This is a genomic window from Marinomonas aquiplantarum (genome assembly GCF_003314975.1).
Classification (GTDB): domain Bacteria; phylum Pseudomonadota; class Gammaproteobacteria; order Pseudomonadales; family Marinomonadaceae; genus Marinomonas; species Marinomonas aquiplantarum.
In genome coordinates, this window is record NZ_QNRF01000002.1 from 319,794 (window position 1) to 333,806 (window position 14,013).

Here is a 14,013-nt window from a genome sequence, read left to right on the forward strand (position 1 = left end):
AGAAGTGAAGTATAAGAGACGACGAAGGCTGCGTCAGCAGCCTTCGTGTATTTTGATTATTTTGCATTCATTAATGCAATGGTATTGTCGAGCATTCGGTTTGAGAAGCCCCACTCATTATCATACCAAGCCATGATTTTAACCAATTTACCTTGAACACGGGTTTGTGTCGCATCGAAGTTCGATGTGTAAGTGCTGTGGTTAAAGTCAGAAGAAACCAATGGATCATAATTAACATGCAGAACTTCTGCTAAAACAGGGTCTGCTTTGATCGCATCTTCTATAATTTGGTTTACTTCTTCTGTCGTTGTTTCGCGTGGTGCTAGGAAGGTCAAGTCAACCAAAGACACATTAATGGTTGGAACGCGCACTGCCATGCCATCAAATTTACCAACCAGCTCAGGGACGACTAAGCCAACTGCAGCGGCGGCACCCGTTTTACTTGGGATCATGTTTTGTGCTGCTGCACGTGCACGGTACAAGTCTTCGTGGTACACGTCAGATAGACGTTGGTCGTTAGTGTAAGCATGGATAGTTGTCATCAACCCGCTTTCAATGCCTAGCTTGTCGCTCAACGGCTTGGCAACAGGCGCCAAACAGTTAGTAGTACAAGACGCGTTAGAGATCACGGTCATGTCAGCAGTCAAAACGTCTTGGTTAACACCATAAACAACGGTAGCGTCTACTTCTTTACCTGGCGCTGAAATGATGACTTTTTTGGCACCAGCAGAAATGTGGGCGCTGGCTTTCTCTTTAGTCGTAAAGAAACCAGTACATTCATAAACCACGTCTACACCTAGCTCTGCCCATGGAAGGTCAGCTGGGTTGCGCTCAGAGAAGGTACGGATTTTATCTTGGTTGATGTATAGGGCTTCATCATCAAAGGTAACTTCGCCAGAAAAACGGCCGTGTACCGTGTCGTATTTTGTTAAGTGGGCATTGGTTTTCGAGTCACCAAGGTCGTTGATGGCTACAATTTGGATTTGGTCACGCTTACCTGATTCATATAAAGCTCTTAGCGTGTTGCGTCCGATACGTCCATATCCGTTGATAGCTACCTTAATAGTCATACTCACCTCTAACTAGTGTGAAAAAGGCCGATGTTCGAATTCGAACATTCAGCATTCAATATTGTTCTTTGACGTAAAAATACTACATAAGTAATTTTTTAAGCAAGGATTTGTAACAAATTCTTATGTAAATGATCATCTTTTAATCAACTCTTGATTCAAATCAGAGTCTATACTGAAAGGTGTTACAAATTAAAGTGGATTTTAGCGCATTTTATGAGGATATCGAACTGTTTATGTAAATAAATTACATAAAAATCTAAAAATAATGCGATTTATTGAAGTTTTTGGGGTGAAATAAAATAAAAATGTAGTAATATTACGTAAAATATCGATCGCATTGTGGGATGTGATCAAACCTATAATAGGCGGAGAGAGTCATGAATTCGATTGTTGCTAAGGTAACGAACGACATTATTGCGCGAAGTAAGACGCTGCGAGATCAATACCTTAAAGATATGAAGCAGGCCGAAGAGCAAGGTCCGCATCGTGGAACTTTATCCTGTGGTAATTTGGCACACGGCTTTGCCGCTTGTCAGCCACAAGAAAAACAAAAGTTGACCATGATGGAAGAGGCTAATGTCGGTATTATTTCTTCTTACAACGACATGTTGTCCGCACACCAGCCTTATGAAGCCTATCCAGATAAAATTCGTGCCGCTATTACGGCAATGGGGTCAGTTGCCCAAGTGGCAGGTTGCGTACCAGCCATGTGTGATGGTGTGACACAAGGTCAAGACGGTATGGAGCTGAGTTTATTCAGCCGTGACAACATTGCTCAAGGTGCGGCCATTGGTCTGTCTCACAATATGTTTGATTCCGCTATCTTCTTAGGGATCTGTGACAAGATTGTGCCCGGCTTGCTGATTGCGGCATTGCGCTTTGGTCAATTGCCTTCTTTGTTTATTCCTGCAGGCCCAATGCAGTCTGGTATTACCAATGCAGAAAAGGCGGCAGTACGCCAACGTTATGCACAAGGCAATGCGACACGTGATGAATTATTAGAGGCGGAATCCGCGTCTTATCACAGTGCAGGTACTTGTACTTTCTATGGTACAGCGAACTCCAACCAGCTATTGGTTGAAATGATGGGCTTGCAATTGCCTGGCTCATCTTTTGTGAATCCTACAGACCCATTGCGCGATTCTTTAACGGAATACGCAGCGCAATTGTCGACAAAAATTACCGCTCTTGGTCGTGACTATCGTCCTTTGTATAAAGTCATCGACGAGCGCAGCATTGTGAACTCCATTGTCGGTTTATTGGCAACGGGCGGTTCAACCAATCACACCATGCACATTGTGGCGTATGCCCGCGCCGCAGGCATTATTGTGACTTGGGATGACTTTGCGGAATTGTCCAAAGTGGTGCCGCTTTTGACGCGTATTTACCCGAACGGTCAAGCGGATATTAACCATTTCCATGCGGCAGGTGGTATGGCTTTCTTGGTGAAACAACTGCTTAAGGGTGGGTTGTTACACGAAGACGTTCATACCATTGTTGGTCAAGGTTTAGAGCATTACACCAAAGAACCTTTCTTAGAAAACGGCAAGTTGATTTGGCGCGATGGTCCAAGTGAAAGCCTAGATTTAGACGTGGTTCGTCCTATTGATAATCCATTCAGTAAAGAGGGCGGTTTGTCCTTGTTGAAAGGCAATTTGGGACGTTCTGTGATTAAGGTCTCTGCTGTGAAAGAAGAGAACCGAGTTATTGAGGCGCCAGCGGCTGTTTTCCATAGTCAACATGAGTTGGCGGATGCCATTGGTAGCGGCGAATTAAAACGCGATTGTATTGCAGTGATTCGCTTCCAAGGGCCAAAAGCCATGGGGATGCCAGAGCTTCATAAGCTCACGCCTTTCCTTGGTAACTTGCAAGACCAAGGCTACAAAGTGGCTTTAGTGACAGACGGTCGTATGTCCGGTGCGTCAGGTAAAGTGCCTGCTGCCATTCATTTGACACCAGAAGCGCTTGCGGGTGGCCTAATTGCAAAAATTCAAGATGGCGACATGGTGCGCTTGGATGCCAATGAAGGCACTTTATCCTTATTGGTTTCTGATGAAGAGTTACAGCAGCGTGAAGCGGCGACACAAGATCTAACGGCTTCCCATCAAGGTATGGGACGTGAGTTGTTCAGCGCGCAACGTATTTTAGTAAGTGGCGCGGAACAAGGCGCTTGCAGCCTATTCAACGATTAAACCTTTCCTCTGGCTACTAACATTTCGTTAGTAAATGGTGTTTGGGGGGCTTTTAAAAGCCCCTTTTTTTTGCTCATTTTTCTTAACTTGCACACGTCTCGTAACCGAAAGCACATAAGGGCTCTAAAGACTCACCATCAGAGTTTAAACCTCTTTATTCTGTGAGAGCGTCTGAGATGGTAATTCGCCAAAGAAGAGCTGGTACTCCTGTGAGAATCGACCAAAGTGGTTGAACCCCCATTCCATGGCCATACTTGATACCTTAGTGCGACTGTTGGAGTTCATTAAGGCGTGACGTACTTGGGTCATGCGATATTTTTTTAACCATCCCAATGGGCTGTCGCCGAAATACTCTTTGAACCCTGAGAATAAGGTAAAGCGACTGACGCCAGCGTAATCACAAATGCCTTCAATCGTCACCTTGTCACGAGCATGGGTTTTCATCCATTCACAGGCACGTATCAAATAAGCGGGTGTTGCTGGTCTACTGTGTTCTGGAGCGGATTCTTGTAGTTGACTGGTGAGCGTGTTTGTCTTTTGAGGGTGTGCTTTAGTATGTTGCGGTTTGGATTGCTAAGCAAAAAGGCAGATCCGTTTGTATTTCTGTTATCTAATTGATAGCGCCCATTAAAAAAGCCTCTTTTTACCAAGGTAAAAAGAGGCTTTTAAATGAAATGCATTTCATTGAGCAGGGGGGGCTCCCTGTCACTGATTTATTCCATTGTATCCAATGCTTTTTCGTACTCGTCGAAAGACTGAGTCACTTCTTCTTCTGGTTCACCGCTCGCTAAGCTCACAATGAAGATCGCCAAAGTCGCTAGAATGAAACCAGGAACAATTTCATAAACATCAAAGATGCCGCCTGACAATTGTTTCCAAACCACAACAGTGACACCACCGATTACGATACCAGCAAGTGCGCCGTTACGGTTCATCTTACGCCAGAACAAGCTTAGGATGATAGCAGGGCCAAATGCGGCACCAAAACCAGCCCATGCGTAGGATACTAGACCCAGTACAGAGCTTTCAGGGTTCAATGCTAAGATCAAAGCAATGATTGAGATAGCGATTACCGCAAAACGACCAACCATAACGATTTGTTGCTGAGTCGCTTCTTTGTTGAACAGTTGCTTGTAGAAGTCTTCAGCCAAAGCAGAAGAAGATACTAGCAATTGAGAATCCGCTGTACTCATGATCGCCGCAAGAATGGCTGCTAATAGGATGCCGGCCACAACAGGGTGGAAGATGGCATTAACCAAAATCATAAAGATTTTTTCTGGATCGTCTAACTGACCCGCTAGGTTTGCATCAACGTAAGTCAAACCGACTAGACCGATCAACAAAGCACCAGCCATAGAGATAAAGGTCCAAATCACCGCAATACGACGAGCGACTTTGATGTCTTTGTTAGAACGTGATGCTTTGAAACGTGCAAGGATGTGAGGCTGACCGAAGTAACCCAATCCCCATGCTACTAGTGAAATAATACCAATCGCGCTTAATGCTTCGCCTTTAGTGTTAGTCCAAATGTCTAGCAATTCAGGGTTCTTGTCCATCAAGGTGCTGCTCAATTGTGAGAAGCCACCATCCAGTGCGATGATAGGAACGATAACCAATGCCGCACTCATCATTAGGCCTTGTACAAGGTCTGTCCAAGCAACCGCCAAGAAACCACCGAATAGAGTGTAGGACACAACACAAACGGTACCAATGATCACTGCGTAAGTGTAATCAAGACCAAATACGGTTTCGAACAACTTACCGCCAGCCACTAGGCCAGAGCTGGTGTAGAAAAGGAAAAACAACAGGATGAATAGGGCTGAAATCGTCTGGATAAGCTTTGACTTATCATTGAAACGCTTAGATAGAAAGTCAGGTAGTGTTAGAGAGTTATCTGCTTGGATACTGTAAGTACGCAAACGTTTTGCGCAAATTAGCCAGTTTAACCAAGTACCCACTAATAGACCGCCAGCAATCCAGATGGATTCCATGCCGGCTGCATAGGCATAACCAGGAAGACCCAGTAGCAACCAGCCACTCATGTCAGATGCGCCAGCAGACAAGGCTGTTGGCCAAGGGCCCAATGAGCGACCACCCAAGAAGTAGTCTTCTGAACTTGATGTACGTTTGTATGCGTATAAACCAATTCCTAGCATTACCACAAGGTAGGCTAGAAAGGTAAAACTGATAGCAATATTGTTTTCTATCATTATTGTCCCCTCGTTGAGATGCTGCGGATGGAATAATGTGCCTTAATGCGACATTATTTTACAAGTCTCAGAATGCGTTTGAGTTAAACAAACAAACTGAAAAGCTGGGGTATAAAAACGAATTTCTAGACCACATCCGAAGCGTTAAGTTGCGATTTTTATTGTGATAGTCTTTGAGCATAGATGTAAAAAAGATCATCATTTGCGTAAAGATAATGAATTTCATTTTAACACATTCAAGACATATTGCGATTTTATGGGGCTGAGGCGGGATTATCTTTCAGAATTCTCTGACAAATTTACAAAAAACTCTGAAACTGTGGTTTTGTTGTGATTGCCTTGGTTGGATTTTGATCAAAAAAAGAATGAAGGCCATTTGCCTTCATTCTTAGATCGGTTATTGCGGCTATTTTTCGATCTTAGGCAGGCGAGTATCTTGTACACTTTGCTTAAGCTTTTTGAGGTGCGCATTGAACTCTGGACCACGTTTCAGTAATACACCGGTTGCCAGCGCATCGATCAGTGTTAAATAGACAATACGTGAGCTCATTGGCGTATAAATATCTGTGTCTTCTGTCTCTTCAATCGGCAGTACAATCGAACAGTGTTCCGTGAGAGGAGAGCCTGGATTGGTAATCCCAATAACCGATGCGCCAGCTTCACGAGCCACGCGAGCAGTTTCGATAAGGGGCAAAGTTCGACCCGTATAAGAGATTAGTACCACCGCATCACCAGGATGTGTTCCTGCGGCGGCCATACGCTGAACCAAAATATCGGTATAAGCAACCACCGGCATGTTTAAGCGGAAGAATTTGTGGTGAGCGTCTTTAGCAACAGGGCCTGATGCGCCCAATCCATAAAACTCAATTCGGCGAGCTTGCGCTAATACGTCAACGGCTCGGCTAATTAAGGATTCAGGGAGAAGTTCTTGCGCACGGGTAAGGTTACTTTTTGCTGCTTCAAAAATTTTCGCGGTGACGGCGCCTGGGGCATCGTCTGGTTCAACGTTTAAATTAACATAAGGCGTTCCCGTCGCTAAGCTTTGTGCTAGCGAGACTTTAAAGTCAGGAAAACCACTGCCAATTAAGCTACGGCAAAAACGGTTAACAGTAGGTTCACTCACTTCCGCTCTGGCAGCAAGTTTGGCAATGCTAGAGTGAATGGTGGTTTTAGGATCCGCCAAAATGGCTTCAGCCACCTTTCGCTCAGATTTGCTTAGAGTGCTCAGGCGTTCTTGTATTTTACGAATAATGTCTTCGTGTTTATTCATTGATCTGCTTCAGGTTGTCTATTGACTCGGATGATTCAGTTAGTCATTCTGACAGCCACTTACAATTCTGGCAATAAAATGATGAAAAATGAGCAAACTATCTGATTTTCTAATGGAAATTTCAGTCCATTTTCCTGAAATCGATGCTTATCAGGCAAGCGCATTAGAGGAAGGCTTTACCAACCAAGTTTTTTTGCTGTCTCAGAATGGTTTACCGGCATTGATTCTACGTCTAGCTGACATTAATGAAGAGGCGTTTTATATCAATCGTCAGGCTGAGTTAAAGGTAATGAGCGAAGCAGCGTCATTTGGTTTGTCTCCTGAGCTGATTTGGCAAAGTGGTCCAGTGGTTGTGACCCGCTTTGTTCCTCAGGCGTCTTTGGATTGGCAAGTCAATCATGTCGACCAAGATATTGAACGCATTGCAAAGCAATTAAAACAAGCGCATCAGCTCTCTTTGATTCAGCACGAATATCGCGTCGAGCAAGTGATTGCTTTGTATATCACGAGAATCAAAGCACTGACACAAGATCCGCTGTTACAAGCGGAATCTGAGTATCTGTATCTGTTGTTGAATCAATTAGATATTCAACCCAGTGGTTTGCCTGCGGTGCTTTGTCATAATGACCTTAACCCCAAGAACGTCTTGATGGATGAGCAACGAATTTGGCTCATCGATTGGGAATACACTGGCGTTGGCGACCCTCTATTTGACCTGGCAGTGGTGGTGAAATCCCACAACTTAACGCGTCGACAAACGCTAGTTTTATTGGATGCATATCAGTTGACCTTGCCGCAACAGCAGGCGCTTGATTGTTTAGATAACTATTGTCGTGCTTATGCATTAAGGGAAATGGCTTGGCTTCTGTTAAAATACTTACTGAATCCTACTGATACTTTATCGTTAGATTATTATTTTGAATTTAAAGGAACGCCCAGTTTGAACCCTTTTATGACCCCTACAAATGGTGTACAGAAATGACAGCCTGGATGACGCTAGAAAATGACTGGCAAGCCAAATTAGAAGATGAATTCAATCAAGATTATATGCTGTCACTACAGGCGTTTTTAGCTTCTCAGTCGGATGTTTCTGTATTCCCAGAAGAATCTCTTTATTTAGCAGCGTTAAATCAGACAAGCTTTGAGAATGTGAAAGTGGTGATACTAGGGCAAGACCCTTACCACGGTGAAGGGCAGGCGCACGGTTTATCATTTTCTGTGAAAACGGGCACGAAAGTACCGCCTTCTTTAGTGAATATGTATAAAGAACTGCAGCAAGATTTGGGCATCAAACCTGCTAATCATGGCTATTTAAAAGCTTGGGCTGAACAAGGTGTGTTGTTATTAAACAGCGTGCTGACCGTTGAGGCTGGGAAAGCGGGTTCCCATCAGAACAAAGGCTGGGAAACCTTTACGGACAAAATTATTGCCTTACTTAATCAGCAAAAGCAGGGGGTTGTGTTTTTACTGTGGGGAAGTTATGCCCAGCAAAAAGGTCGCTTCATTGATCGGCAGAAACACTGTGTATTGAAAGCGGTGCATCCTTCTCCTTTATCTGCCTATCGTGGTTTCTTTGGTTGTGGGCACTTTTCTAAGGCTAACGAGTATTTACGTCAACAAGGGAAACAACCTATTGAATGGGCCTTAGAAGAGATCGAGCAAGATGATGAAAAAGAAGGGCAAATTCATTTGCCCTTCTGATGTGTTTTGGGGTGAGGAATTAAATGTAAAACTCAGTCTGCGAAGGGCTGTTGATAAGGCAGTTCAATTAAATGAATCTTTGCCCCGTCAAGAAACAGCTCTGAACATTCTGTGATGTCTTGGTTGAGGATGATTTGCGCAATATGATCATCGCCTATCTGCTCTACTGATAAGACTTGCCCAAGGTTTTTGCCTTCGCTATCAAGCAAGGCTTGCTGAGTATCCATGTCTCCTTGCCAGGTGGCCAGTGCCAATTGTTTTTTGGACTTGCCGCGATACTGCATACGAGCCACGATTTCTTGTCCTGTATAACACCCTTTCGTGAAACTGATGCCGCCAGTTGTTTGCATGTTTATCCATTGGGGCAATAGGTTTTCACTTTGTTCTAGCTGGATCAATGGTCGAGCCGCTAATAAAGATAACCCAGAAAGTATGGGGTTACTTTCCTGGTGCTCAGTTTGGTTTGCTTGAGTAACATGCCAATGAATGTTGAAAGGGTAACTCAGCAACTGCAACTGTATGCTGCCCATGTCGGTTGTTATGGGGAGCTGTTCGGCAAATTGCTCTGGTTTGGTTGATTCATGGCTAACGGATAAGGTTTCCGTTATTTGAAACATGCCGGTCGCGTCCGTTAAGTCAGTCTTGAAGAAAACCGCGTATTTTTTAAGATGTGTCAAACTGCTGGCAATTAAATCCTGACTCATTAGCATCAGTATTGAGTCGTCTTTTTGCAGCATGAAAAAATTGCAGATGATGCGACCTTTGTTACTGCAAATTGCGCCGTATAAACCGGCTTCTGCGGAAAGCTTGTTTATATCGCAAGTGGTTTGCCCTTGCAGGAACTTTTTTGCATCGGTTCCGGTGATGGAGATTACACCAATGTCATGTTTAGGGTAGGTCGCTGTAGCAGATAGGTGTTTACTGACAAATTCGGATAACGCTAACATAATGGATTCCATTGGCGGTTGAGCTCAGTCGGGTCTAAAGTCCTATTCATGGTGTCGAGAAGGGGCTTTTTCAATGGCCTGAATTAGCTCTCACTTTCCATATACTTATCTTTGATCGCGAGAATTTTAGGTAATTCCTGCTCTAACAAAGGTGGTAATGCTGGATCAAAGTGTTGACCGCTTTGTTGGTGGATGAAGTCAATCGCTTCTTTTACGGACCAGGCTTTTTTGTATGGCCTTTCACTGGTTAATGCATCGAAAACATCCGCAATGGCGACAATGCGGCCTTCAATTGGAATGTCTTCACCTTTAAGTTGGTTTGGGTAACCGGACCCGTCCCATTTTTCATGGTGCGTCATGGCGACTTTTTGCGCTAATTCGATGAGGTAGGAATTAGGGTTGGAGAGAATTTTCCCACCAATCAGCGCGTGAGTTTTCATGATCTCATATTCTTCTTCCGTTAATTTTCCGGGCTTAAGAAGAATGCTGTCGGCAATGCCTATTTTACCTATGTCGTGCATCGGTGCCGCGCGTTTCAAGTCTTCAGCCGCTTCCTCACAAAAGCCATAAGCCAAGGCAATGATTTTGGCATAATGGCTCATACGTTGCACATGCATGCCAGTTTCGTTGTCTTTGTACTCCGCAGCGCGACCAAGACGTTGGATCAAGTCGATGTGAGTCGCCAGCAATTCATCCGCTTTGATGAGCGATAAATGCGTTTTGACTCGTGCAAGAACAACCGCAGGAATAATCGGTTTAGTGATGTAATCCACTGCACCGACCTCGAAGCCTTTTGTTTCATCTATGCTGTCTTTTAATGCAGTGACAAAGATGACAGGGATATTTTGTGTGTCGGCTTTGCTTTTTAGTTTGAGGCACACTTCTAACCCAGTCATATCTGGCATCATGATATCGAGTAAGATAAGGTCGATGTTTTCTTTATCAACCAGCTTTAGAGCATCGGTTCCAGAGGTGGCAAAAGATAAGCGATAGCGGTCTTGTAGTACCTGTCTCAAAACACGTAAGTTTGTTGGCTCATCATCAACCAGTAAGATTCTGGGCTGTCTATGTTTTTGATTTGGCATTAAGTCTCCAACTCACTCATCATTTCTTTAATCGCGGTTAGACTCTCCATCGCAGTATGAAAGTCAAAGTTTGCCACCGCTTTGTTCGCTTCTAAAGCATGGTTTTTTAAGGATTTTGGTACTTGATTGAGTAGCTTTTCTAAGCCTTCGTCATCAATTTCTCCAAGGTTAACACCTTTAATTAAGCCTTCAACCAGAGGCAGTAGTGGCTCATCCGATGCGTTATTGTCTTGAAGGTCTGTATGCTCTTCCAATTCGCTTTGATGTTCATCCTGTAAGCTCTGTAATTCCTGATTAAACTCAAATAGATGGTTGATCAATTTGTCAATTTGCTGCTGAATAGCGGAATGATTTTGTTGCTTGGCTTCCTTTTCAAGAGTCGCCATAGTGTTAGAGAGACTAAGTAAGGCTAAATTGCCAGACGTGCCTTTTATGCTGTGTGCTAGCGTCATTATGTCTTGATATTGCTTTTGTTCCAGCAGCGTGTTGAGTCGCTCTATTAACTGTTTGTGTTGTTCGGCGAACTTGTTAAGTTCGGATAAATACAAAGGTAACTCCATCCATAGAGATAAGCCTTTGTTCATGTTGATTTGTTTTGCCTTAGGCTCGGCAACAACTGCATTTGCCGCTTCCAGCTCTGAAGTATCTAGGCTTAATACCCTAGCCATCTCCATCGTTAAGGCGTGTACGTCAATTGGTTTGTTGGCAAAACCGTCCATGCCGGCCTGTAGTGCTTCTACTTTATCTTCCATCAGAACGTTTGCGGTTAGGGCGATTATTGGTGTTCTTGGAATTTGCTGTTGTTGCTCAAATTGACGTATGGCTTGAGTGGCAGATAGGCCATCCATGTTTGGCATTTGAATGTCCATTAATACTAAATCTGGAGCGACGCTTTGATATTTCGCAAAGGCTTGGTGACCATCTTGCGCGATCTCTATGACATGCCCCTGACGTTTCAAGATCAGAGTGAGTAAGGTTAGGTTTTGTTCTATGTCATCGGCCAACAGAATGGTTTTTGGTGTGATATGAGGCAAATGAGCAGCTTTGGACTCAGGTAGTGCCGTTGAAGGTTCGAGCGGAAGATCAAAGTAGAAACAGCTCCCAACGCCAATTTCACTACTAACATGAATGTCTCCGCCCATCAGCTGAACCAATTGTTTGGAGATACTCGTACCCAGGCCTGTGCCACCAAAACGTCGGCTCATTGAAGCATCGGCTTGGGTGAAAGGTTCAAAAATATGCTTTAAACGAGACGCTTCAATACCGATCCCAGTGTCTTCAATCTGGAAACGAATTTGGTTATCTTTCTGTTTAGTCACTGTTAAAGTGACAGAGCCTTGTTCAGTGAACTTAATGGCATTGCCAAGGATGTTCATCAAAACTTGACGAATTCTATCTTCTGCTCCGCGATAAGCCTTGGCAAGGTCAGGGGAAATTTGGAAATTGAGATCCAGTCCTTTGCTTTTGGCTTGTAGCCAAAGGGTAGAAATAACTGTGTCGACCATAGCGGATAACTCAAACACTTGAATGTCGAGATCCAGCTTGTTTTTTTCGAGCTTCGCGCTGTCGAGGATGTCATTAAGCAGGTGCAGTAAAGAGCGAGCGGATTTACTGATAGTAGCAAGGTGCTTTTTATTATCTGGCGTGACGTCAGACTCTAAAAGTATGTCTGAGAAGCCTATGATGGCGTTCATTGGCGTACGAATTTCGTGACTCATATTGGCAAGAAAGAGAGCTTTAGTCTCGGCAGATGCTTCGGCTTTTTCTTTAGCAAGACGCAAATCGTCTTCCATATGTACGCGATCCGAAATATCCAATAATACACCGTCAATCCATTCTGGCTTATCGTCATCGTTAAAAATAATGGTGCCATTTTCCATGACCCAAATGTAATGCCCTTTTTTATGACGTAAGCGGTATTCGATGTTGTAACTTCTGTGTTGCTCAATGGCGACCTGAAGGTTTTGATCAATCATGTCAGTGTCTTCAGGATGTAAAAGTGCTGCAAGTGTTATTTTTTTATCGTAAAAGTCCTGAGCGTTCCAACCCGTTAATTCAACAATGGCCTCACTGACAAAGATGACGCTCCAGTCATCATCAAATAAGCAACGGAAGGTCGCACCTGGAATGTTTTTGATTAAAGAGCTGTATTGTTTTTCGCTCTTTTTAACGGCTTCTTCCATTTTTTTGCGTGCTGAGATGTCACTGATAAAGCCAACAAACAATGTTTCCTGTCCGGGAATTTCCACTCGACCAATGCCTAATCGAGCAGGGAAAATGGTGCCATTTTTGTGGGTGGCGTAGATTTCTCTAACAGACCCAGTCAGCACAGAGGTACCTTGTAAACGAAAGTTATTTAACGCTTGCTCAAACTCGTTTGCGTACTTTTTAGGAAATAGTTGTTTAATGGGGTGAGCTAAAATATCCGCTTCATTCCAACCAAAGATCTTTTCAGCGGCTTTATTGAACTCGCGAATAATACCTTGGCTATCTATTGTGATAATGCCATCAACAGCGGTATCTAGAGTGGTTTTTAGTCTTACTTCACTGGCCGTTTTTTCCATCAATAGCTGGCGGTATCGTAATTGGGAGGCAATGTTTGCGGCTAGAATGGATAATAATAAGGTAATGATGGCGACGACAAACGATAGATAACTGTTGCTATTATCAGACATAGCTGACATGTCCATGTCGCCATGAGGAATAAATTTAGCACCTGCCATTCCGGTATAATGCATGCCAGAAATGGCCAAGCCCATAATAAAAGCACTAACAGCACTGACTTGTTTTGCAGACAAAGAAGGGAAGAGCTTGCCTATTTTGTAGTGGGTTGAAAGGGCAATAAAAGCCAATACAACAGCAACCACAATCGAGGTGGTAAATAGCCAAGGGTCGTATTTTAAGTCGACGTGCATTTCCATGGCTTCCATTCCAATGTAATGCATAGTACCAATGCCGCCACCAACGATTACGCCACTTTGCAGTAATTGCCAAAGGGTTAAATCCGGTTCAATGAGCTTATTTAGTGTGACATAGGCGGCGAAAATACAAGGAACAACAGAAAGTAAAGTCAGCAAGGGGTCATAATTAACGGAATGCCCCATATCGAAGGCCAGCATGCCAACAAAGTGCATACTCCAGATTCCACCAGCCATGATAAAGGCGCCCGAAATTAAGGCAATTTTTCGATATTTTTCAACAACGATATATTTGGCAACAGAGGCAAAGTGTAGTGCAAAGAAAGATGCCATACTGGAAAGGGCTAATGAAAGTAGCACAAGTAAGTAGTTATATTGGCCTACAGCGTAAGAGCTTGGCTCCTCCTGTATGATGAAAAAATGACTCAACCACTCAAACAATGTAAAAACCCACCACGATTAAAATGTATAAATTGCATTTATATAAGGATGCCATAAACAGTTTGAAAGCCAATGGCTAATTGACGAAAAATGCGCAAATAAATGTATTTGCGCTTACTTTCTATCCAATATAAACAAATTTAGTGACCAGTACAGTAACGAGTTTCTATGGTCGT

The 14,013-nt window shown here is 43.6% G+C and carries 10 protein-coding genes; 3 read left to right on the forward strand and 7 right to left on the reverse strand.

What is annotated here, in order from left to right; all coding sequences use genetic code 11:
* Positions 1-56: 56 nt before the first annotated feature.
* Positions 57-1,070 carry a type I glyceraldehyde-3-phosphate dehydrogenase gene (gene gap / locus DFP76_RS04870; protein WP_113873535.1) on the reverse strand — a complete coding sequence of 338 codons (1,014 nt, stop codon included), beginning with the start codon at positions 1,068-1,070 and terminating at the stop codon, positions 57-59.
* 380 nt (positions 1,071-1,450) lie between these two features.
* Between gap and edd the strand changes: the two genes are divergently transcribed.
* Entirely contained in the window at positions 1,451-3,265 is a 1,815-nt protein-coding gene (gene edd / locus DFP76_RS04875; protein WP_113873536.1) for a phosphogluconate dehydratase, read from the forward strand.
* A gap of 144 nt (positions 3,266-3,409) precedes the next feature.
* Here the strand turns inward: edd and DFP76_RS04880 are convergent, their stop codons facing one another.
* From DFP76_RS04880 to hexR, 3 genes are all read right to left on the reverse strand, one after another.
* Positions 3,410-3,709, reverse strand: coding sequence for a helix-turn-helix transcriptional regulator (locus tag DFP76_RS04880; protein WP_113873537.1), 300 nt, complete (start codon positions 3,707-3,709; stop codon positions 3,410-3,412).
* A gap of 269 nt (positions 3,710-3,978) precedes the next feature.
* Positions 3,979-5,475: a sodium/proline symporter PutP gene (gene putP / locus DFP76_RS04885; RefSeq protein ID WP_113873538.1), complete on the reverse strand. Its 1,497-nt coding sequence runs from the start codon at positions 5,473-5,475 to the stop codon at positions 3,979-3,981.
* Between the two features lie 406 nt (positions 5,476-5,881).
* Complete coding sequence (hexR, locus tag DFP76_RS04890; RefSeq protein ID WP_063333200.1) at positions 5,882-6,745, reverse strand: transcriptional regulator HexR; 864 nt, start codon at positions 6,743-6,745, stop codon at positions 5,882-5,884.
* A gap of 88 nt (positions 6,746-6,833) precedes the next feature.
* Between hexR and DFP76_RS04895 the strand changes: the two genes are divergently transcribed.
* Together DFP76_RS04895 and ung are read left to right on the forward strand one after the other, a co-directional pair.
* Positions 6,834-7,727 carry a phosphotransferase gene (locus DFP76_RS04895; RefSeq protein WP_113873539.1) on the forward strand — a complete coding sequence of 298 codons (894 nt, stop codon included), beginning with the start codon at positions 6,834-6,836 and terminating at the stop codon, positions 7,725-7,727.
* The gene (gene ung / locus DFP76_RS04900) at positions 7,724-8,446 is read left to right on the forward strand and encodes a uracil-DNA glycosylase (RefSeq protein ID WP_113873540.1); all 723 of its coding nucleotides are present in this window, start codon (positions 7,724-7,726) and stop codon (positions 8,444-8,446) included. The genes DFP76_RS04895 and ung overlap by 4 nt, the downstream gene beginning before the upstream one ends.
* A 32-nt stretch (positions 8,447-8,478) precedes the next feature.
* On the opposite strand, the gene ygfZ is transcribed toward ung, so the two are convergent.
* The 3 genes from ygfZ to DFP76_RS04915 form a co-directional block, all read right to left on the reverse strand.
* On the reverse strand, positions 8,479-9,393 hold the full coding sequence (gene ygfZ, locus DFP76_RS04905) for a CAF17-like 4Fe-4S cluster assembly/insertion protein YgfZ (RefSeq protein WP_181799788.1): 915 nt from the start codon (positions 9,391-9,393) through the stop codon (positions 8,479-8,481).
* An 83-nt stretch (positions 9,394-9,476) separates the two neighbouring features.
* Positions 9,477-10,478 carry an HD domain-containing phosphohydrolase gene (locus DFP76_RS04910; RefSeq protein ID WP_113873542.1) on the reverse strand — a complete coding sequence of 334 codons (1,002 nt, stop codon included), beginning with the start codon at positions 10,476-10,478 and terminating at the stop codon, positions 9,477-9,479.
* Positions 10,478-13,837 carry an MHYT domain-containing protein gene (locus DFP76_RS04915; RefSeq protein WP_245931873.1) on the reverse strand — a complete coding sequence of 1,120 codons (3,360 nt, stop codon included), beginning with the start codon at positions 13,835-13,837 and terminating at the stop codon, positions 10,478-10,480. Before DFP76_RS04915 ends, DFP76_RS04910 begins: the two co-directional genes overlap by 1 nt.
* Positions 13,838-14,013: the final 176 nt, after the last annotated feature.